The following is a 21,413-nucleotide window of genomic DNA, read 5'->3' on the forward strand; positions in this document are numbered from 1 at the left end:
AAGGAGTTTACGCCGTCGAACCGGACAGCGCCTCCGTGCCCCCGACCAGCGATCGCGGGGCGAGCGTCGCCGTCACCCGCTGTCCGACCGACGAGGAGGCGCGGAGCCCGTCGATCACGCGGCGGGCGTCGACCTGCACCTGCGGGGCCGCCGGCGCGGCACCGAAGCGCTCGGCCTGCAGGGCGTCCAGCAGCGCGGTCGTCGCGACCCGCGCCTCCTGCATGCGCGCCGTCCGACCGGACGTCGTCGCCGGCGGGGTGCCGCCTCGGTCGCCCTCGCCCAGGCGCCGTGCCACGAGCGCGGCCACGGCCGGTGGGGTCATCCCGGCCGTGACGGGGACGCCGAGGTCACGAGCGGTGTCGACGACCTCGTGCCACGCGTGCAGGGCCAGGTCGGGCGGGGACGCCGAGAGCCGACGGCGGCGACGACCGGCGCGCATGCCGGAGGGGACGACCAGGGCGGCGAGCACCAGGGCCGCCAGCACCGACAGGACGATCGACGGGACGGCTCCCCCGCCCTCGCCCGATCCCGCGGCGGTGGACGTCGCGCTCGCGCTCGCGCCCGGGGCCGCGCTGGTCGGGGCCGTGGACGCCGAGGGGGCCGCGCTGGCGTCGGGGGCGGTGCTGGCGTCGTCGGAGGGGACGTCGCTCGGCTCGACACCGGTCTGCTGCAGGTACTGCTGCGGGGCGCCGAGCCCGACGGTCGGCTCGAACGGGACCCACCCGAGGCCGGCGAAGTACAGCTCGGGCCAGGTGTGCAGGTCGTCGCTGCTGACCCGGAATGACGCGTCGTCACCGACGCCCTGCAGGTCGCCCGGCAGGAATCCCACGGCGACACGAGACGGGATGCCGAGCGTCCGGGCCATGACCGCCATCGCCGACGCGAAGTGCACGCAGTAGCCGCTGCGGACCTGGAGGAACGTCTCGATCGCGTCGAGGCCGCTGCCGTCGTAGCCGCGCTCGACCGGGGTGTCCTCGGAGTAGGTGAAGTCGCCGTCGCGGAAGAAGTCCTGCAGGTCGACGGCCGCGTCGAACGGGTTGGCCGAACCGGCGGTCACCTCGGCGGCGAGGTCGGTGACGGTCTGCGGCACCTCGTCGACCGAGAGGTAGGGCGCCATGTCGGGCCCGGTGTCGTCGAGCGACGCGACGACCTGTTCGGGGCTCGGGTCCACGGGTCGGCTCGTCACCTCGTACTCGAGACCCTGCGTGCCCTCGGACTCGCTGCGGACGGTGACGCCGCTCTCGTCCACGAACCGCCACTGGTCGTCGAGGCCCTCGATGGTCGTCGGCGGCACCGGGACGGGCAGGTACGGACTGCGGAGCGCCCCGATCGTGACGTCGGTTTTGACGTCGCGTCGTGCGGTGCCCGGGTCGATGCCCGGCGCGTCGGGCAGCACGTCGAGCGTGTTGAGGGGATCGAGCGGCACGTCGGCGGGACTCCAGGTGCGGCCCGAGAAGTCGACGAGGTCGACGAGCTTCAGGTACTGCCCTTCGGCGTCGTCGGTCCGGTACGAGAGGACCGTCACCGGGGCACCCCGCCGCAGGTCGTCGCCCAGGTCGATGATCGGGTTGACGCCGGTCGCGAGACCCGTGCCGGTGCCCGAGCCGGTCAGCGGCGCCACGCCCGTGAGGGGAACGACGGCCGTCAGCAGCCCGGCCACGGCGACCGACGCCGCAGCCCCGACGAGGCCGGCGCGCGAGGGGCGACGCCCGGTGGAGACCATCAGCAGCACGAGGTAGGCCAGCACGGTCGCCACCACCCAGGGCCAGCTCGTCGTGACCCCCGGGACGAAGGTCGGCACGGCCAGCACGAGGGCCGGGAAGACCCCGGTCACGACCGTCAGCTGCCCCACCGACGACAACAGGTCGGTGACGACCGCGACGACGAGCACCGAGAGGACCACCGTGACCAGCAGGCCGTCGTTGACCTCGACGGGGGCCGATCCGTCGACGATCGCCGCGTTCGCCTGAGCCGAGAGCTCGGGGAGGCGCGCGAAGGTCGCCCCGGTCGGCACGACCCCGAGCAGGGCCGTCCCCCCCGATGCGAACGCCGTCGTGACGAGGAGACCCAGGACGGCCCCACCGACGACGCCCAGCCAGGAGGCGGCGCCCAGGGCACGGAGCGCGAGGGACCCACCCAGCACGACCGCGGCCACGACGGCACCCGCGATCCACCAGCCGAACCCGACGAAGACGGGGTGCAGGCTGGCCAGCGAGAGGACGAGCACGAGCCAGAGCAGGGCCGAGGTCTGCGCGCGGGCCCTGCCCCCGGGCTCGGCTCCGAAGAACCCCACGCGAGTCGGTGAGTCAGTCATCGAGGACCCCCGTGGTCACGATCAGACGGCCGACGTCGACGCTCGAGTCGGTCTCGACGACCCGCCAGCCGGAATCGCGGAGGGAGTCGGCGACCTCGTCGGGGGTCAGCAGGCGGTCGCCCGCCCGGACGGCACCGTCGGCCGGGCGCGCAGGACGGGACGTCAGGCCGGTGCCGAGGGGCAGAGCCGGCGTGACGACGACCGCGACCGCCGACGACCCCGGAGCCCTCGAGGCGACGAGCGCCTCGAGATCGGTCCGCCCCAGACCGGAGACGACCGCCACGACCGGCTCACGAGGCGACGGCGAGGGGGCCGGCCCGCCGAGGACGTCGTCGAGCCGGAGGTCGGCGAGGTCGTCGAGGAACGCCGTGGTCGAGTCGGGGTCGTGCCGGGCGACGAGAGCCCCGCCAGGGGTGGCCAGCACGGTCGCCGACCCCGCGTGGCCGACCTCGACCGCGATCGTCGCGGCGCACGACACCGCCCACTCGAAGGCGTCGCTGACGAGCGGGATCGCCGCGGTCCCGGGCTTGGCCCGGACGCCGGTCGTCGGCTGCCGTGTGGGGCGGGCGTCCGACCAGCCGTCGGCCGCGACGGCGATCACGACCCGGGCGCTCGGCAGACCGTGCTGTTCTTCTTGTCGGACCATGAGCTCGCCGTGACGCGCACTGGCCTTCCAGTGCACCCGACGCATCGGGTCGCCTCGGCGGTACTCGCGGGTGACCGGATCGTCCTCGCCGCCGGCCAGGCTGTGCTCGCGCTGCCGTCTCGACCCGTCGCCGAGGGCCCGCGACTCGCGTCCGAGTCCCACCTCGACGACCTCGGGCACGACCACGAACTCGGCCACGCCGTCGGCCACGACGCGTCGCCGCGCGACGCCGTACGACTCGACGAGATCGAGGTGCAGTGGTCCGATACGGTGGCGGCCGCGCGGCAGGTCGTGGTGGCGGAAGACGGCCGAGGAGGCGCGACCCGGCACGAGCAGGACGGCGGCGGCCTCGGAATCGGACAGGCGCCCGAACGGCAACTGTTCGCGGACCCGCACGGCGCCGGAGGTCCGGCCCCCACGGGGCAGGACCGAGACCCTCTCGACGGCGGACCACCCGGCGACGCCCCGATCGGGAGAGAAACGACGTGTGACGCGCACGTCGGCGGTGCGGAAGAACAGCGAGACCGTGACGGCCACGATCAGCACGACGAGCGTGGTCCCGGCGAAGACCAGGGCCGGGGCCTGCAACAACCAGCCCACGAGGACGACGAGCACCCCCGCGGCGAGCACGCCGACGCCGCGGCCGGTCGGCCTGGGGACCCCACCCCGCTTCACGGTCAGCGGGCGTCGGCCGGGTCGCCGAGCGGCACGGGGGTCTGCTCGACGACCTCGGCGACGAGGTCGTAGGCGGCCGAGACGGCGCCTGCCCCGGCGCGGCCGGCGAGGATCACTCGGTGACCGAGGACGGGACCGCTGAGCGCGTCGACGTCGTCCGGGACCACGTAGCCGCGCCCGTTGAGGGCGGCCCAGGACTTGGCCGCGCGCATGAGCTGCAGGGTCGCGCGAGGACTGGCACCGAGACGCACGTCGGGGTGGACCCGGGTCGCCTGCACGATGCGGACCGCGTACTCCTCGACGGCCTGGGCCGTGTAGACGGTGCGGACCGCCGCGATCATCCGGGTGAGCTCGTCGAGGGAGACGAGCGGACGCAGGGTGTCGAGCGGGCTGACGCGCTCGCGCTGCTGCAGCATGCGCAGCTCGCTCCGGGCGTCCGGGTAGCCGAGCGAGATGCGGGCCATGAACCGGTCGCGCTGGGCCTCGGGCAGGTTGTAGGTGCCCTCCATCTCGACCGGGTTCTGCGTGGCGACCACGAGGAAGGGCGACGGCAGGGGGTGGGTGATGCCGTCGACCGTCACCTGGCGCTCTTCGAGGCTCTCGAGAAGGGCCGACTGCGTCTTCGGCGAGGCACGGTTGATCTCGTCACCGATGACGACGTTGGCGAAGACGGGGCCCGGCTTGAACTCGAACCCACCGCTCTGCCGGTCGTAGACCGAGACACCCGTGATGTCGCTCGGCAGCAGGTCGGGAGTGAACTGGATGCGGGTGACGGTCGCATCGACCGCCTTGGCGAGGGCCCGGGCGAGCTGGGTCTTGCCCACACCCGGGACGTCCTCGATGAGGAGGTGCCCCTCGGCCAGGAGGACGGTGAGCGCCGTCGAGATGGCACCGTCCTTGCCGTCGATGACGGTGGCGACAGCCTCGAGGATGCCCCGGGCACGCTGTCGGACCTCGTCGAGCGACATCGTGCCGTCCGAGCCGGGCGTCCGCAGGGCGGCGGGATCGACGGTCGGGTCGTTGGTCGTGGTCATCGCGGCGTCCTCGGTCGGGTGTTCGGGGTCAGGTGGTGCTGAGGTAGTCGGCGACGGCCGCGGACACGTAGGGCGACACGTCACCACCGAGCGAGGCCACCTGCCGGACGAGCGAGCTCGACACGTGCGCATGGGCCGGGTCGGGGAGCAGGAAGACGGTCTCGACGCCGGCGAGGCTGCGGTTCATGATCGCCATCGGGGTCTCGTACGCGACGTCGACCTGCGAGCGGATGCCCTTGACCAGCACGCTCGCCCCGACCTCGGTGCAGTAGTCGACGAGCAGCCCCACGCTCCAGCTGTGGACCGTGACGGTCTCGGGCAGCCCGGCGGCCCGGAGCGACTCGGTGAGCAACGAGACCCGCTGCGCCAGGGGAAGCAGGGCGCTCTTCTCGGGGTTGTGAACCACGAGCACGTGGACCTCGTCGAAGATGTTGGCGGCCCGGGCGATCACGTCCACGTGACCGAGGGTCACCGGGTCGAACGAACCCGGGACGACGGCGATCCTGCTCATCCGGTCACTGTAGTCCGCCGACCCCGGACGGACACCCAGGGCGGCGGAGGGGTCGAGGACGCGTCACGCACCGTGACCCGCTCAGTTCTTACCCATGGCCTCACGGCCCCGGTCGTCGAGCCGACGCGCGATGGCGGCGGCGAGGGCGGGGTGGTCGACGAGGCGCGGGTCGGCGTCGAGCACCTCGGCGGCGTGCTCGCGGGCCAGACCGATGAGGTCGCCGTCGCGGGCCACCCGCAACAGACGCAGGGACGAGCGGCCGCCCGACTGCAGGTTGCCGAGCACGTCGCCCTCACGGCGGAGGTCGAGGTCGACCTGCGCCAACTCGAAGCCGTCGAGCGTCGCCGCGACCGCGTCGACCCGCTCGCGGGCCACGGTGTCGGCGGCCGCGTGCGTGACCAGCAGGCAGAGCCCCGGGTGGCCGCCCCGGCCGACCCGTCCGCGCAGCTGGTGGAGCTGCGAGACGCCGAAGCGGTCGGCGTCGAGCACGACCATGGTCGAGGCGTTCGGCACGTCGACCCCCACCTCGATGACCGTCGTCGCGACGAGCACGTCGATGTCACCGGCCGCGAAGCGACGCATGACGTCGTCCTTCTGGTCGGAGGACATGCGGCCGTGCAGGGGCTCGATGCGCAGGCCGTCGAGCACGGGGATCGTGGGCACGCGCGCCATGACCCCCTCGACGCTCGCCCGTTCGGGTACGGGGGCGTCGGCGTCGGGCTCGCCTCGGACCTCGCCGGCGGCCTGGTCGGCGTCGGGCGGGTCGCCCGGTTCGGCCGTGACCGCGTCGATCGCCGGGCAGACGACGAACACCTGCCGGCCCTTGGCCACTTCTTCTGCCGACCGCTGCCAGATGCGACCACCCCAGGTCGGGTGGTCGGCGAGCGGCACGACGAACGACTCGATCGGCTGACGGCCCCGGGGCAGCTCGGCGATGGTCGAGACGTCGAGATCGCCGAACACCGTCATGGCCACCGTGCGCGGGATCGGCGTCGCGGTCAGGACGAGCACGTGCGGCGGCGTGGCGCCCTTCTTCCGCAGCGCCTCACGTTGGTCGACGCCGAAGCGGTGCTGCTCGTCGACGACGACGAGGCCGAGGTCGAAGAACTCGACGGCCTCGCTGATCAGGGCATGGGTGCCCACGACGACGTGCGCCTGCCCACTGACGATCGAGAGCAGCGCCTTCTTGCGCTGGGCGACCGTCATCTGGCCGGTCAGCAGGGTCGGCCGGAGGCGGGCCGCCAGGTCGGGCCCGAGCGTGGCCGTGATCGACCGCAGGTGCTGGGCCGCCAGCACCTCGGTCGGGGCGAGCAGGGCCGACTGGCCGCCGCTCTCGGCCACGGCGAGCATGGCCCGGAGGGCGACGAGGGTCTTGCCCGAGCCGACCTCGCCCTGCACGAGGCGGTTCATCGGCACCTCGGCCTCGAGGTCGCGGGTGATCTCGTCGCCGACGAGTCGTTGGTCGCCCGTGCGCTCGAAGGGCAGGACGGCGTCGAACGCGGCGAGCAGACCGTCGGCCGTGGCACGTCGGGGGGTCGCGGCCGAACGACGCACGAGCGCGCGCTGCTGCAGCAGCGCGCTCTGCAGGACGAAGGCCTCGTCGAACCGCAGGGTGTCACGCGCCGTGAGGTGGTCGCGATCGGTCTCGGGACGGTGGATGCGCTCGTACGCCTCGGACACGGGCATCAGGTCGAGTTCGGACCGGACCGACGCCGGCACCGCGTCGTCGATGGGCGGCAGGCCGTCGAGCAGCACCTCGACCGACTTCTGCACCTGCCAGGACGCCACGGAGGCGCTGGCCGGGTAGATCGGTATGGGCTGCTTCGCCCACTTCTGGGCCTGCTGGTCACCGACCCCGGCGACGGCCTCGTGCGCAGCGTCGAAGAGTTCGTAGTCGGGGTGCGCGAGCTGACGCAGCCCTCGGTAGTCGCCGACCTTGCCGGCGAAGATGCCGCGTGCGCCGGGCACCAGGTCTTTCGCCCGCCAGGCCTGGTTGAAGAAGGTGAGCGTCAGGATGCCCTGGCCGTCGCCGATGCGCACCTCGAGGATCGACCCGCGCCGGGCGCGCATCGTGCGTTCGCGCACGTCGAGCACCTGGGCCACGATCGTGACGGACTCGCCGAGCGGTAGCTGGTCGAGGGCCGTGAGCTCGCCCCGTCGGGCGTAGCGTCGCGGGAAGTGCGTCAGCAGGTCGCCGACCGTGCGCAGCCCGAAGGCCTTCTGCAGGGCGGTCGCCGTCCGTCCGCCGAGGGCCCCGGCCAGCGACGCGTCGAGAGGTGAGTCGGGCACGGAGACCACGCTAGCGCCCGCCCCCGACAGCGCCCCGGCTCCGGCCCCGGACACCGCCGGGGCCGGCCCCAGGTCAGAGCGTGAAGGAGTACCCGCCGGAGGCGCGGGTCGCCTTCGCGAGGTCGGCCACGTGCCCGTCGTCGTTCACCTCGAGCGCCCTCAGCTGCCGCCCCACCGCGCGGGCGGACTGCTTGCAGAAGCCGACGGCCAGGTGACGCTCCGCGTCGGAGTCGGCCCGCGCCTCCTGCAGGGCCGCCGAGGCGCGGGACAGGACGGCCGTCTGCGCGTAGATGCCGCTCGCCGCGTCGGCGAGGCGCTTCTGGACGAGCTGCTTCTCTTGCACCTTCTTGCCGTGGGACCGGAGGGCGCCCTCGGTGCGCTCGCGCAGCCGGGAGACCTGGTCGCCGAGTTCGGCGGCCTGCCGCGCCAACGCCGGGTGGACCCCGACCGGTCGATCGGGCCGGATGCGACGCTGCACACGTCCCGCGACGTACGGCGCGAGCACCCCGAGGGCTCGACCGGGGTCACCGATGCGCAGCGAGGCCACGTCGGGTAGCTCCTCGCTCAGCGTCTTGAGGCCGTTCAGGGCGACGAACGCGCGCAGGACGTCGTTGGCTCCCTCGAAGATCGGGAAGATGCGGAAGTCGCGCAGGGCCTTCGACAGCGGGTGGCCCTCCATGTAGGCCTCGCCGCCGTGCAGTTGCACGGCCCGGTTGAGGGCGTACCACCCGGTGTCGCTCGCCGCGACCTTGGTCAGGGCGGACTCGAGCGCGAAGTCGGTGTCGCCGCGATCGACGAGCCCCGTGGTCAGGTACGACATCGACTCGACCCCGTAGATCTGCTGCGTCATCCACGCGAGCTTGTCGCCGACCATCTCGAAGTCGGCCAGCGGCCGGCCGAACTGGTGCCGCGCCTCCGTGTGCTCGAGGCTCAGCTCGAGGAACCGCTTCATGCCGCCGGCGATGGCCGTCCCCATCGACATGCGACCGTTGTTGAGCGTGTTGACCGCGATGCGGAAGCCGTCACCCGGCTCGCCGAGCAGGTTCTCGGCGGGCACCCGGACGTCGTTGAAGTGGACGCGCTGGAGGTGGTTGGCCTTCAGGCCGTGCGTCTCGAAGCGCGGGCCGGTGCTCAGCCCGTCCATGCCCTTCTCGACGATCAACGCGACGTGCCCGAGGTCGCTCTGCGCGAAGACCGTCAGGACGTCCTTGTCGCCGTTGCCGATCCACCGCTTCTCGCCGTTGAGCAGCCAGCTGCCGTCGCTCTGCCGCTCGGCCCGGGTCTCGAGCGCGTAGGCGTCGCTGCCCACGTTCGGCTCGGTGAGGACGAACGCCGCGAGCTTCCGGCCGCTCGCCAGGTCGGGCAGCCACCGCGCCTTCTGGTCGTCGGTGCCGTAGAGGTGCAAGGGCTTGGTGCCGATCGACTGGTGCACCCCCATGACGGTGGCCAGGGTGCCGTCGACCCGACCGAACTCCTCGTACACGCGGCAGTAGGCGCTCTGGCCGAGACCCAGGCCGCCGTACTCCTCGGAGACGAAGAGCCCCATGAGCCCCCGGTCACCGAGCTCGCGGATCGTGTCGTCGCCGATCCACCCGTCGCGTTCGGCCTTCAGGGGGTCGTAACCGGCGAGCACCTCGCGGGCGGACGCGGAGACCGTCTCGACCCGGGCCTTCTCGTCCGCGGTCATCCCCGGGTACGGGAAGACGAGCTCGGAGGCGATGCGCCCCGCGAACAACGACTTGGTGAACGAGGGCCTGACGGTACGATCGACGCTGGTCATGGGACCCGATGCTGCCGACCTCGGCGGGCACCGACAACTCGGTTGTGCAGGTCCGACGACCGGGCGCTGTGGTCGACGCCGAAGCGTTGTCGAGATGCTCGAACCGGGTGCGCGCCGGGGGTCGCGTGTCGACCTGGCATGGTTGACCCCATGTCCCGCATCATCTCCGGCTTCGCCGACAACCTCTCACTCGTCGTCCCCAAGGTCGGGACGCGGCCCACGAGCGACCGAGTGCGCGAGGCGCTGTTCTCGTCGCTCGACGCACGCGACGAGATCCGGGGCAGGCGCGTGCTCGACCTCTACGCCGGCACGGGCGGCCTCGGGCTCGAGGCCGCGTCGCGAGGCGCCGCCTCCGTCGTGCTGGTCGAGAAGGCCCCGGCCGCCGCGAAGGTGCTGCGCCGCAACGTCGATTCCGTGCTGGCGCGGGCACCCCGACCGCCGCGCGGCACTCCCCCGCGGGTCGACGTCGTCGCCCAGCCCGTGCGGACGTACCTCGAGGGCGGCTCGGCGCTCGTCGACCTCGTCTTCTTCGACCCGCCCTACGAGCTGTCGGCCGCCGACCTCACCGCCGACCTCGCGGCCCTGCTGCCCTCGCTCGACGAGCAGGCACTCGTCGTCGTCGAGCGCGCCTCGCGGGACGGTGAACCGGGCTGGCCCGACGGCCTCACCCTCGACGTGAAGAAGCAGTACGGCGACACGACGGTGTGGTTCGCCCTGCGCGACTGACCCTCACCAGGAGGCGCGGGTCGGGTCGTCAGCCCTGCGCCCCCGACCACAGGCGGTACGGGTCCCACCCACCGGCCTCGCCGAGGTCCGAACCGTCCACGGTGACGCGCGGCGCGCCTCCTGCCGGGTCACGCACCGTGCCGACGAGGCGGAAGCCGGCAGGCACCGTCACGCCGGGCGGGAACGTGGCGAACAGGGAGTGGTCCTCGCCGCCCGAGAGGGCGAGCCGGGGGTCGTCTCCCAGGGCCGCGCCCGACAGGTCGACGACGACCCCGCTGGCGCGTGCCACGCGACCGGCGTCGAGGGCGAGGCCGTCCGACAGGTCGAGCATCGCGGTCGCACCGGCGAGCGCCGCCGATCGGCCGTCGGCCACGGGCGGGGTGGGGGCGAGGTGCCAGCCCACGTCCGGGTCGCGCTCGCGGAGAGCCCCGGCCGCCGAGACGTCGGGTACCCCCTCGTGGTCGACGCCGAGGCGGAAGAGCAGGTCGAGACCGCGCGCCGATCGACCGAGCGCCCCCGAGACCGCGACGACGTCACCGGGTCGGGCACCGTCCCGTCGCACCGGGGCCCGGCCTTCGAGATCACCGAAAGCCGTGACCGCGACCGTGAAGGTCGGCGAGACCGAGAGGTCACCGCCGACGACGCCCGTGCCCGGGGCCATGGCGGCGCACCCGTCGCGGAGGCCGTCCGCGAACACCTCGAGGTCGGCCACGGGCGTGTCGCCGGGGACCGCGAGGGCCACGACGAGTGCCGTCGGCCGTGCGCCCATCGCCGCCACGTCCGACAGGTTCGACGCCGCGGCCTTCCAGCCGAGGTCGTACGACGTCGACCAGGCACGACGGAAGTCGGGGCCGTGGACCATCAGGTCGGTCGTCACGACGAACCGGCCGTCGGGCGCGGCGACCACGGCGGCGTCGTCACCGGGGCCGAGCACCGTGTCGTCGCCTCGGGGCAGGCGGGGCAGGATGCGGGCGAGGGTGGCGAGCTCGCCGACGCCCTCGACGGTGTCGGCGTCGTCCGGGCGGGGGTCCGTGGAGCGTCGTTCCATGTGCTGAACGGTAGCCTGGATGCGATGTCGAACCCGTCCCCGCGCCTCGCCGCGCGCCTCCGTCCCCGCCTTCGTGTCTCGGCTCTCGTGCTCGTCGGGGCAGGCCTCGCGACGACGCTCGTCGGTTGCTCGCAGGCCGTGCCGATGCAACCCGCCGCGGGGGCGAACGACCCGGCCTGCGCCCAGGTCACCGTCCACCTGCCCGAGGTCGTCGACGAGGGGCAGGACCGCCGCGAGACCGACGCCCAGGCGACCGGCGCCTGGGGCTCGCCGACGAGCGTGCTGCTGCACTGCGGTGTCGAGACGCCCCCCGTCTCCGACCTGCCCTGTTACGACATCCAGGGCGTCGACTGGCTCGTCGACCAGGACCCCGACGACGCCGAGACCTCGATCCTCACCACGTACGGGCGCGAGCCCGGCGCCCAGGTGATCGTCGACACCACCAAGGCGAACGGCGGCAACGTGCTGCGCGACCTGGCCGACGCGGTCGGCTACCTGCCGAACGACGGCAAGAAGTGCGTCGGCGCCGGCGACCTGCCCGGGTCGGCCGGGTCGGCCGACGCTCCGACCGCGACGCCCACGCCGTAGGTCCGGACGCGAGGACCGACGGGCCCCGTCAGCGCTCGGTCTCGAGGCCGAGCGCGATGAGCTCGTCGATCAGCTCGGGGTAGCTGAGGCCCGACGCGAGCCAGCAGGCGGGGAACATCGAGATGGGCGTGAAGCCGGGCATCGTGTTGACCTCGTTGATGACCCACCCGCCGTCGGTCAAGAAGAAGTCGACGCGGGCCAGGCCCGTGCCGTCGATGGCCTCGAAGGCCAGGGCGGCGAGCCGCTGCATCTCGGCCAGGTCGCCCGGGGCGAGGTCGGCGGGGCAGACCAGGTCGGCCCCGGGGGCGCCGAGGTACTTCGACTCGAAGTCGTAGAACGTGTCGCTCGCGAGGACGATCTCGCCCGCGACCGAGGTGCGGGGCGCCGCCCCGTCGCGTCCGCCGAGCACGGCGCACTCGATCTCGCGGCCGACGACGGCGGACTCGACGAGCACCTTGTGGTCCTCGGCGAAGGCCTTGGCCATGGCCGTGGCGAGCTCGGTGGGCGCGTCGACGCGCGACACCCCCACGCTCGACCCGGCTCGCGCCGGCTTGACGAACAGGGGGTAGCCGAGCTCCTCGACGTCGGTGGTGACACGATCGGGCGCGGCGTCCCAGTCACGACGACGGACGGTGCGCCACGGGGCGACGGCGACGCCGGCGGCCTGCAGCACCGTCTTGGTGAAGTGCTTGTCCATGCCGACCGACGAGGCGAGCACGCCCGCCCCGACGTAGGGCAGCCCGGTCAGCTCGAGCAGGCCCTGCACCGTGCCGTCCTCACCGAACGGACCGTGCAGGATCGGGAACACCACGTCGACCTCGCCCAGCAGACGCGTCGAGCCATCGGCCTCGGTGACGGTCAGCTCGCGGGTGGTGGACGACTCGGGCCAGTGCACACGGGTGCCGTTGTCGACGACGGCCGGCAGCGTCTCGGCGTCGAGCGCGAACCCCGCCGCGTCGTCGGGCTGGAGCGTGAACGCCCCGTCGCGGGTGATGCCCACGGGCACCACGTCGTAGCGTGAGCGGTCGATCGCCGAGAGGACTCCCCCGGCCGTCGCGCAGCTGATCGAGTGCTCGCTCGAGCGGCCGCCGAAGAGGACGACCACGACGGTCTTCGCCGCCTCGGTGGCCGAGGCCTCCGGCGACGGGACGTCGGCCGCGGCGAGGCGCGTGGTCGCGGTGGGCTCGGTGCTCGCCATGAGGGGCCTTTCGTCGATGTCACGGCCCGCAGGCCGACCCGCGGTGCGCGGGCTCTGGTCGTCGTACGCCTCCCGGCACGGACGACCTACGGTCACTCGCCCTGCGGCTCGTCCGTCTCGGTGAGGTGCGGGGCGATGTTGCGCGGGTCGAGTGTACCGGCGAGCACCTCGGCCACCTGCTGGACGATGGGCATGTCGACGCCGCGCGATCGCGCGAGTTCGAGGATCGGCGCGACGGAGGCCAGCCCCTCGGCGGTCTGGTTCATCTGGCGCACGACGTCGCCGAAGGCGTAACCCTGACCGAGCAGTCGGCCCGCCGTGTTGTTGCGCGAGAGCGGCGACTCACAGGTGGCGATGAGGTCGCCCAGCCCGGCGAGACCGGCGAGGGTCTCGGCCTTGGCACCGAACGACACCGCGAACGCCGTCATCTCGGCCAACCCGCGCGTGATGATCGAGGCCTTCGTGTTCTCGCCGTAGCCGACACCGTCGACGATGCCGATCGCGACGGCGATCAGGTTCTTCAGGACGCCGCCGAACTCGGTGCCGATCACGTCGGTGTTCACGAACGAGCGGAAGTACGGGTTGGTGGCGGTGGCCGCCACCTGGGTCGCCGTCTCGAGGCTGTACGACGACACGACGGCGGCCGTGGGCTGCCGCTTCGCGATCTCGAGGGCGAGGTTGGGCCCCGAGGCGACGGCGATCAGGTCGCGGTCGACGCCGAGCTCGGCCTCGATCACCTCGCTCATACGCAATCCGGTGGCCTTCTCGACGCCCTTCATCAAGCTGACGACCGGCACCCCGGACGGGACCATGCCGCGGATCGCCGTCAGGTTGTCTCTCAACGTCTGGCTGGGGACCGACAGGTAGACCTGCTCGGCCCCCGCGAGGGCCTGCTCGACCGACGGGGTCGCGACGAGGGTGCGGGGAAGGTTGATGCCCGGCAGGTAGTCGCTGTTGCGCTTGCTCTCGGTGATCTCGCGGGCGACCTCGGGCCGACGGGCCCAGAGGGTGACGTCGGCGCCGCCCTCGGCGAGGACCTTGGCGAAGGTGGTGCCCCAGCTGCCCGACCCCAGGACGGCGACGCGGCGTGGGATCGAGTCGCGCATGACGATCGAGATCGCCTCGGTCGTGACCGCCCCTTCTCCGAGTGCCTCGATGGCGCCTTCGCGTGACTCGGAGCTACTCAAAGCGGCCTGTCTCCTTCTGGTGGTTCTTGGTGGGGTTCCACCGTTCGGCGGGTGCCTTCTCGGCCCGCAGCCGCTCGACCAGCTCGGTGACGGCGTCCATCACCAGAGCGGTGGCGGCCGTGACCGAGGCCTGGTCGAGGGGACGATCGCGGTAGACCGAGAGGTCGACCGGATCGCCGATGACGACGGTGATGCGCTTGCGCGGGAAGGCGCGCAGCCGACTCGAGTAGCGGCCCATGAGGTGCTGACTGCCCCAGTGCGCCATCGGGATGAGCGGGACCCCTGCGGCGAGGGCGAGGCGGACGGCGCCGCTCTTGCCCTTCATCGGCCAGAGGTCGGGGTCGCGGGTGAGGGTGCCCTCGGGGTAGACGATCACGCCGCCGCCACGGGCGACGAGCAGGCGACCGGCCGCCAGCGGGTCGTGGTCGTGGGTGCGGCCGGCCCGCTCGACGGGGATGTGCCCCATGGCGTGCATCATGCGGCCGAACACCGGCACCCGGAACAGGGACGCCTTCGCGAGGAAGCGCGGCACCCGCCCGAGCGACCACATCACACGACCGACGACGACCGGGTCGATGTTCGTGTAGTGGTTGGGGGTCAGCACGAAGGCACCCTCCGCCGGCAGCTTGTCGCCGTCGACGATGTCGATGCGGGCCATCAGGTCGAACAGCGGTGCAGCGGGTGTCGCGAGGACGCGGAAGAACGCGCCTTTCTCCTTGCGGCGACTGCGCGCCGGGACCGGGACGACGGGGGCGTCGGGGTCGGCTGTCGACACCGGCCGATCAGCCCTTGAAGTCGAAGTCGGCGCCCAGCTTGCGCAGCTTCGCGATGAAGTGCTCGTAGCCGCGGCTGATGATGCCGACGTTGCTGATCTTCGACTCGCCCTCGGCGGTCAGGGCCGCGATGAGGTGGCTGAAGCCACCGCGCAGATCGGGCACGCGGATGTCGGCACCGTGCAGGGCCGTCGGTCCGTTGATGACCGCGGCCTGCTCGAACTCGCGACGCGCGACGCGGCGGTCGTGGTCGGGCAGCCCGTCCTTGTGGACCGTGATGTCGGCGCCCATGTCGTTGAGGGCCTCGGTGAACTGGAAACGGTTCTCGTAGACGGTCTCGTGGACGACGGAGGTGCCCTGCGCCTGGGTGAGGGCGACGATGAGCGGCTGCTGCCAGTCGGTCATGAACCCGGGGTGGACGTCGGTCTCGACGACGACGGGCTTGAGCTCGCCACCGGGGTGGAAGAAGCGGATGCCGTCCTCGTGGACGTCGAAGTCGCCGCCGACCTTGCGGAAGACGTTGAGGAACGTCATGAGGTCTTTCTGGTCGGCACCCTCGACGAAGATGTCGCCCTTGGTCGCGAGCGCGGCCGAGGCCCAACTGGCGGCCTCGTTGCGGTCGTTGATCGCCCGGTGCGTGTAGCCGCGGAGCTTCTCGACGCCCTCGATGAAGATGACGCGGTTCGGCTCGACCGAGACGACGGCGCCCATCTTCTGCAGGATCGCGATGAGGTCCATGATCTCGGGCTCGATCGCGGCGTTGCGCAGTTCGGTGACGCCCTTGGCGAGCACCGCGGTCAGCAGCACCTGCTCGGTGGCACCGACGCTGGGGTAGGGCAGTTCGATGTTGGCGCCGGTGAGACCGTTGGGTGCGGTGAGGTGGATGCCGTTGTACGACTTGTCGACCACGGCGCCGAAGGCGCGAAGCGCGTCGAGGTGGAAGTCGATCGGCCGGTCACCGATGCGGCAGCCGCCGAGGTCGGGGATGAACGCCTCGCCCAGGCGGTGCAGCAGCGGTCCGCAGAAGAGGATCGGGATGCGGCTCGAGCCGGCGTGGGCGTCGATCTCGGCGAAGTGCGCGGACTCGACGTTCGAGGGGTCGAGGATCATCTCGCCGCGGGCCGGGTCGGTGATGCGCACACCGTGCACCGAGAGCAGGCCTCGGACGACGTTGACGTCGCTGATGTCGGGGACGTCCTTCAAGATGCTGGGGGTGTCGCCCAGCAGGGCCGCGACCATGGCCTTGGTGGCCAGGTTCTTGGCACCGCGCACCTCGATGCGACCGATCAGCGGCTTGCCGCCCCGGATGACGATCTCATCGGAGGTCAGCCCCACACGGGCACCTGCTGCTGCTGCGTCTTGGACGAGAGAGTTCACTTACTTCACCGGCAATGTCTTCGGGCGCCAGGCGGCGCGACGGGATTCGAATTCTGTGATGGCCGCTTCGTCGCGGAGGGTCAGGCCGATGTCGTCGAGGCCTTCGAGGAGACGCCACTTAGTGTAGGCATCGACTTCGAATTCGACCGTGAGGCTGCCGACCGTGGCGGTCTGCGCGACGAGGTCGACGGTGATCTCGATGCCCGGCTGCCGGTCGATCTCGGCCCAGATGCGCTCGACGTCGTCCTCGGCGACGGCCGCGGCCAGAAGCCCCTGCTTGCCCGAGTTGCCCCGGAAGATGTCCCCGAAGCGCGAGCTGATGATGACGTCGAAGCCGAAGTCGCGCAGTGCCCAGACGGCGTGCTCACGACTCGAACCGGTGCCGAAGTCCGGACCGGCGACGAGGACGCGGGCGCCCTGGAACTCGGGCCGGTTGAGCACGAAGTCGGGATCGTTGCGCCAGCCGAAGAACAAGGCGTCCTCGAAGCCGGTCTTCGTGACCCGCTTGAGGAACTGCGCCGGGATGATCTGGTCGGTGTCGACGTTCGACCGCTCGAGCGGTGCGGCGACCCCGGTGACGGTCGTGAACTTCTGCATCAGAGGGCCCCTGCCCGGTCGGTGCCGTCGGCGAGGACGGGCTCGTCGGTCACCCGGACGTCGGCGGCGGCCAGCGCGGCGTCGTCGGACTGGAGGTCCCACGGAGAGGACAGCGTGCCGCGCACGGCCGTCGCCGCGGCGACGAGCGGCGACACGAGGTGCGTGCGTCCGCCCTTGCCCTGGCGACCCTCGAAGTTGCGGTTCGAGGTCGAGGCGCAGCGTTCACCGGGCGCGAGCTGGTCGGGGTTCATGCCCAGGCACATCGAGCACCCGGCGAAACGCCATTCGGCGCCGAAGTCGGTGAACACCTCGTCGAGCCCCTCGGCCTCGGCCTCGAGTCGCACGCGAGCCGACCCCGGCACGACCATGACGCGCACGCCCTCGGCCTTGGTACGACCGCGGATGATCGACGCGAACGCGCGGAGGTCCTCGATGCGACTGTTGGTGCACGAGCCCATGAACACGGCGTCGACGGGGATGGCCTTCATCGGCGTACCGGCCTCGAGAGCCATGTACTCGAGCGCGCGGGTGGCCGCGGCCTTCTCGTTGGGGTCGACGACGGCCTCGGGGTCGGGTACGGAGTCGCTCAGCGACACACCCTGGCCCGGGTTGGTGCCCCACGTGACGAAGGGCTCGAGGACGTCCGCGTCGAGGAAGACCTCGGCATCGAACACGGCGTCGTCGTCGGTCGGCAGGGTGTTCCAGTAGGCGATCGCCTCGTCCCAGTCGGCACCGGTCGGAGCGTGCGGACGGCCCTGCAGGTAGTCGTACGTGGTCTGGTCGGGGGCGACCATGCCCGCACGGGCGCCCGCCTCGATCGACATGTTGCAGATCGTCATGCGGCCCTCCATCGAGAGGGCTCGGATGGCGCTGCCGCGGTACTCGAGCACGTAACCCTGCCCACCGCCGGTGCCGATCTGGGCGATGACGGCCAGGATGACGTCCTTGGCCGTGACGCCGGGGCGCAGGGTGCCCTCGACGGTGACGGCCATGGTCTTGAACGGCTTGAGCGGCAGCGTCTGCGTGGCCATGACGTGCTCGACCTCGCTGGTGCCGATGCCGAACGCCATGGCCCCGAAAGCCCCGTGGGTCGAGGTGTGGGAGTCGCCGCAGACGACGGTGATGCCCGGCATGGTCAGGCCGAGTTGCGGGCCGACGACGTGCACGATGCCCTGCTCGGCGTCGCCCAGCGGGTGCAGGCGGACGCCGAACTCGGCCGTGTTGCGGCGGAGCGTCTCGATCTGCGTGCGACTCGTGAGGTCGGCGATCGGCTTGTCGATCGCGAGGGTCGGCGTGTTGTGGTCCTCGGTCGCGATCGTCAGGTCGGTGCGCCGGAGCGGCCGGTCGGCCTGACGCAGCCCGTCGAACGCCTGGGGGCTGGTCACCTCGTGCACGAGGTGGAGGTCGATGTAGAGAAGGTCGGGGGCGCCGTCTTCGCCCTTGACGACGACGTGGTCGTCCCACACTTTCTCGGCCAGCGTCCTACCCACGGGCACGCCCCTTCTCCTGTATCGACGGCAAGATGATCCGAGGAGTCTACGCCAGTGCCTCCGGCGCGTTTCCCGACGGTCGAGGGGTGAACCCCGCCCCGGCGACGACCATTCCCGGCGCGTCCCGAGGTCGGGGCGAGCACCTGGGACGACGGCTCCGAATAGCATGACGACACCCGTCGGGCGGACGACGGCAGCGCTCGACGAGGAGGCCGACCATGAGCCACCCCGAGGGCGGACGCGACCACCCCGGGGAGGCGCGGCCCGGCGGCCGCTGGCACCGCGCCTCCCCGGGTCGTCGCCTCGTCGGCGTGCTGGCCGCCCTGGTCGGGGCGTCCACGCTCGTGGCCGCCGGGGCGGTCTCGGTGGCTCCGCACTACGGCGACGGCCGACCGTGGACCGGTCTCGCGGTCGAAGACCTCAGACGGTCACCGGACGCGACCGCCTGGACGCTCGACCTCGCCACGGCGCTCGCGCCCGACGCGCCTCGCCGGTGCCTGAACTTCTGGACGTCGCCGGCCGTCGACGGGCTCGTGGCGGTCGGTACCTCGGTCGACCTCGACTTCGGCGACGCGCTGGGCGCGCCGGCCTGCCGGTCGTACGCGTCCGAGGCGAGCACCAGCCTCATCGGCCTGGTGGAGACGGCCACGGGAACCGTCCGGTGGGTGCACGACCTCGCCCGAGACGTCCCCGACACCGACGCCCTGAGCATCCCCGCGACCCAGGTCGTGCCCTCGGCCGGGCGCGTGCTGGTGCAGACGCAGACGACGGGGGCGACGGTTCTCGCGGCGCTCGACCTCGACGACGGGGCGCTGGTCGAGTCGACCCGCGGCCGACGCGACCTGCCGAGCGTCGGCGTCGATTCGCGCGGGCGCCTGCAGCTGCGCACGTTCTCGGGCATCGCGGGATCGGGCGATCGGTACCAGCTCGTGGACGCCGCGCGTCTCGCCGACCCGGTGTGGGAGGGCGGGGTGGACTCGGGCAGTTCACCGGCGCTGTTGACCGACGGCGCCCTCGTGTCGCGCGGCGGCGAGACCGTGTTCGTCGACGGTGCCACGGGCCGCGAACGGCCGTTCGCGGCGTCGCCCGACGAGATCGCCGTGCCACCCGCAGGCTCGTCCGTGACGACCGACGACGGGCGCCACGTCGTCGCCTTCGGCATCGAACGCACCCGCGCGAACGGCACCGTCGAAGCGCTCGACGAGGACGGCGAGGCCGTCTGGAGCCGGCCGACCAGTGGTCGTCGCCTGTCCGTCACGCCGTCCTGCGTCCTCGTGGTGACCGGCGGCGACACGGCCGCGGAGTGCCTCGACCCGCGCGACGGTGCGGTCCGTTGGACCACCGACCTGGGTACGCCGTTCGCCGTCGAGGCCGTGCCGGGCCAACGTGACGACGACGTGTACGTCATCGCCCAGCGGACGGGCGGGTCGCGCCTGCTCGCCCTCGACGGCGCCGACGGGCGCACCCGGTTCAGCGCGTCGGTCGGGCTGCTCGACGACCTCTCGGTGGCGGGCCGGTCGGTGCTCTACCTGCGGACCGACGACGGTCGGTCGTCGGGGCGTGACGTGGCGGCCCTCGACCTGGACCACGGCCGGCGGCTCTGGTCGACCTCGACGTCGGGCACCGTGGTGTTCTGGGGCGGCCACCTCGTGAGCATCGACGAACAAGGGGTCGCCCGGCGACTCGTCGACACCGCGCGTGTCGGGGCCACGTCATGAGGGCGGGACGCCGGCTCGGACTGACCTACGCCGCCGTCGCCCTGGCGGCGCTCGTCACCACCGTGCTCGTCGCGCCGACGCAGCCGGAGTACGGGGCTGACGCACCGTGGCGGGGCATCACCGTCGACGACCTGCGACACGAACCCACCACGTCCGGATGGCGTGTCGACCTGCGGGCCGCCCTCGCACCCGAGGCCCCTGCCGAATGTCTGCGCTACCGGGCGACGCCCGTCGACCAGGGGCTCGTGCTCGTGAGCGCCGCCGGGGCGTGGACCTACGGCTTCGCGAACGACGGCGACTGCGCCACCCCGACCCGAGGTGTGGGCACGCGCATCGGCGCGCTCGACGTCGACCGCGGCACCTTCCGGTGGGTGCACGACGTCGCAGACGACCTCGGCCGGCTCGACCTGACCGGCCCGACGCTCGTGTCGTCGGTCACGCTGGTGGCGGAGGCGGGACTCGTGCTGGTCCGGGCTTCCGCCGACGGCGAGCAGGTCCTGCTGACGTTGTCGGCCGGGACGGGTCGCCCCGTCGACGTCGTCGAGACCGGCTCGGCGGGCGACGGCGACCAGTTCCAGACCGTCGGAGCCGTGGTCGTCACCGGACGGCAGCAGGGCGTGGGCGGCGTCTACCGCTACGACCTCCGGGACGCCCGCGACCTCGGTCGCGTGGTCTGGAGCGGACCCGCCTCGACCGCGGGCATCGCCCTCGCCCTGAGCGACCGGCTCGTGGTCGCCCGGGCGGACGGGACCGTCCAGGTCGACCTGGCCACGGGCGTCGAACGCCCCTGGGCGGCACGGCTCGACCGGCTGATCGGCTACCTCGTCCACGAGGACGTCGTCTACGCCCCCCGAGGAGGCGCGGCCACGGGACGAGGAGACGCCGGCTTCGTCGCGTTGACGGCCGACGGCGAACGCCTCTGGAGCTCGGACCGGGAGGTCCGGGGCGGCTACTCGGTGACCCGGTCCTGCCTGGCGGTGACGGACGTCCGCTCGCAGACGGTCACCTGCCTCGACCTCGCGACGGGAGAGATGCGCTGGACCGACCCGGCGTCGAGTTCGTCCGCCGTGGACGGCCTGCCGGGCCAGACCGACGACCGCGTCTTCGCGACCGCGACCGCCGCCGGGCCCGGGCCGGTCGTGGTGCGAGCGCTCGACGGTTCGACCGGCTCGGCCGGCTCCCGGGTGTCGCTGCCCGACGGTGCGGTCCTGACGGCGGCAGGCCGCACGGTCGGCTACGCCCTGGCGTACGGCAGCTCGGGCGGTCGGTCGACCCTCGTGGCGTTCGATCTCTCGAGCGGGCGCGCTCTCTGGCAACACGCCGCGGAGCTTCAGGTCTCGGTGTGGGCGGGGCGGCTGGTCGACGTCGACGTCGACGGGGTCGCCCGCGAGCTGGTCTCACCCGACCTCGCGACGGTCCCGCAGGGTTCGCCCGGAGGCTGATCCGCACAGGACAGGCGTTC

17 protein-coding genes are annotated in these 21,413 nt (G+C 72.5%); 4 read left to right on the forward strand and 13 right to left on the reverse strand.

Translation table 11 applies throughout. From position 1 onward, the window contains the following. Positions 1-7: 7 nt before the first annotated feature. The 6 genes from EDF50_RS04455 to EDF50_RS04480 all read right to left on the reverse strand — a co-directional run bounded on the left by EDF50_RS04455 (position 8) and on the right by EDF50_RS04480 (position 9,249). Positions 8-2,314 carry a DUF3488 and transglutaminase-like domain-containing protein gene (locus tag EDF50_RS04455; protein ID WP_148076752.1) on the reverse strand — a complete coding sequence of 769 codons (2,307 nt, stop codon included), beginning with the start codon at positions 2,312-2,314 and terminating at the stop codon, positions 8-10. After that, complete coding sequence (locus EDF50_RS04460) at positions 2,307-3,590, reverse strand: DUF58 domain-containing protein (RefSeq protein ID WP_148076753.1); 1,284 nt, start codon at positions 3,588-3,590, stop codon at positions 2,307-2,309. The genes EDF50_RS04455 and EDF50_RS04460 overlap by 8 nt, the downstream gene beginning before the upstream one ends. A gap of 47 nt (positions 3,591-3,637) precedes the next feature. Beyond that, positions 3,638-4,669 carry a MoxR family ATPase gene (locus EDF50_RS04465; RefSeq protein WP_123518297.1) on the reverse strand — a complete coding sequence of 344 codons (1,032 nt, stop codon included), beginning with the start codon at positions 4,667-4,669 and terminating at the stop codon, positions 3,638-3,640. Between the two features lie 28 nt (positions 4,670-4,697). Beyond that, on the reverse strand, positions 4,698-5,180 hold the full coding sequence (gene coaD / locus EDF50_RS04470) for a pantetheine-phosphate adenylyltransferase (protein ID WP_123518298.1): 483 nt from the start codon (positions 5,178-5,180) through the stop codon (positions 4,698-4,700). Positions 5,181-5,261: 81 nt separating this feature from the next. Then, positions 5,262-7,469 carry an ATP-dependent DNA helicase RecG gene (locus tag EDF50_RS04475; RefSeq protein WP_123518453.1) on the reverse strand — a complete coding sequence of 736 codons (2,208 nt, stop codon included), beginning with the start codon at positions 7,467-7,469 and terminating at the stop codon, positions 5,262-5,264. Positions 7,470-7,542: 73 nt separating this feature from the next. Further along, the gene (locus EDF50_RS04480) at positions 7,543-9,249 is read right to left on the reverse strand and encodes an acyl-CoA dehydrogenase family protein (protein ID WP_123518299.1); all 1,707 of its coding nucleotides are present in this window, start codon (positions 9,247-9,249) and stop codon (positions 7,543-7,545) included. Between the two features lie 150 nt (positions 9,250-9,399). Here EDF50_RS04480 and rsmD point away from each other — a divergent pair, with 150 nt between their 5' ends. Beyond that, positions 9,400-9,975: a 16S rRNA (guanine(966)-N(2))-methyltransferase RsmD gene (gene rsmD, locus EDF50_RS04485; protein WP_123518300.1), complete on the forward strand. Its 576-nt coding sequence runs from the start codon at positions 9,400-9,402 to the stop codon at positions 9,973-9,975. A 28-nt stretch (positions 9,976-10,003) separates the two neighbouring features. On the opposite strand, the gene thiL is transcribed toward rsmD, so the two are convergent. Beyond that, positions 10,004-11,023, reverse strand: coding sequence for a thiamine-phosphate kinase (gene thiL, locus EDF50_RS04490; RefSeq protein ID WP_123518301.1), 1,020 nt, complete (start codon positions 11,021-11,023; stop codon positions 10,004-10,006). A gap of 24 nt (positions 11,024-11,047) precedes the next feature. Between thiL and EDF50_RS04495 the strand changes: the two genes are divergently transcribed. Continuing rightward, the gene (locus EDF50_RS04495) at positions 11,048-11,611 is read left to right on the forward strand and encodes a DUF3515 family protein (RefSeq protein WP_123518454.1); all 564 of its coding nucleotides are present in this window, start codon (positions 11,048-11,050) and stop codon (positions 11,609-11,611) included. Between the two features lie 28 nt (positions 11,612-11,639). On the opposite strand, the gene EDF50_RS04500 is transcribed toward EDF50_RS04495, so the two are convergent. From EDF50_RS04500 to leuC, 6 genes are all read right to left on the reverse strand, one after another. After that, a complete protein-coding gene (locus EDF50_RS04500) occupies positions 11,640-12,809 on the reverse strand; it encodes a D-alanine--D-alanine ligase family protein (RefSeq protein ID WP_123518302.1) in 1,170 nt (389 codons plus the stop codon). Between the two features lie 92 nt (positions 12,810-12,901). Next, positions 12,902-13,915: an NAD(P)H-dependent glycerol-3-phosphate dehydrogenase gene (locus EDF50_RS04505; protein ID WP_123518455.1), complete on the reverse strand. Its 1,014-nt coding sequence runs from the start codon at positions 13,913-13,915 to the stop codon at positions 12,902-12,904. A gap of 73 nt (positions 13,916-13,988) precedes the next feature. Beyond that, complete coding sequence (locus tag EDF50_RS04510) at positions 13,989-14,771, reverse strand: 1-acyl-sn-glycerol-3-phosphate acyltransferase (protein WP_233570305.1); 783 nt, start codon at positions 14,769-14,771, stop codon at positions 13,989-13,991. Between the two features lie 7 nt (positions 14,772-14,778). Continuing rightward, on the reverse strand, positions 14,779-16,146 hold the full coding sequence (gene murA, locus EDF50_RS04515; RefSeq protein ID WP_055971815.1) for a UDP-N-acetylglucosamine 1-carboxyvinyltransferase: 1,368 nt from the start codon (positions 16,144-16,146) through the stop codon (positions 14,779-14,781). Beyond that, positions 16,147-16,743 (reverse strand): 3-isopropylmalate dehydratase small subunit, encoded by a 597-nt coding sequence (gene leuD / locus EDF50_RS04520; RefSeq protein ID WP_123518303.1) that lies wholly within the window; start codon positions 16,741-16,743, stop codon positions 16,147-16,149. Continuing rightward, positions 16,743-18,233: a 3-isopropylmalate dehydratase large subunit gene (gene leuC / locus EDF50_RS04525; protein WP_233570336.1), complete on the reverse strand. Its 1,491-nt coding sequence runs from the start codon at positions 18,231-18,233 to the stop codon at positions 16,743-16,745. The genes leuD and leuC overlap by 1 nt, the downstream gene beginning before the upstream one ends. 218 nt (positions 18,234-18,451) lie before the next feature. Between leuC and EDF50_RS04530 the strand changes: the two genes are divergently transcribed. Together EDF50_RS04530 and EDF50_RS04535 are read left to right on the forward strand one after the other, a co-directional pair. After that, complete coding sequence (locus EDF50_RS04530; protein WP_123518304.1) at positions 18,452-19,951, forward strand: PQQ-binding-like beta-propeller repeat protein; 1,500 nt, start codon at positions 18,452-18,454, stop codon at positions 19,949-19,951. Beyond that, the gene (locus EDF50_RS04535) at positions 19,948-21,393 is read left to right on the forward strand and encodes a PQQ-binding-like beta-propeller repeat protein (protein ID WP_123518305.1); all 1,446 of its coding nucleotides are present in this window, start codon (positions 19,948-19,950) and stop codon (positions 21,391-21,393) included. The genes EDF50_RS04530 and EDF50_RS04535 overlap by 4 nt, the downstream gene beginning before the upstream one ends. The last annotated feature ends 20 nt before the right edge of the window (positions 21,394-21,413 follow it).

The sequence above is a fragment of the Frigoribacterium sp. PhB24 genome, assembly GCF_003755185.1.
Classification (GTDB): Bacteria; Actinomycetota; Actinomycetes; order Actinomycetales; family Microbacteriaceae; genus Frigoribacterium.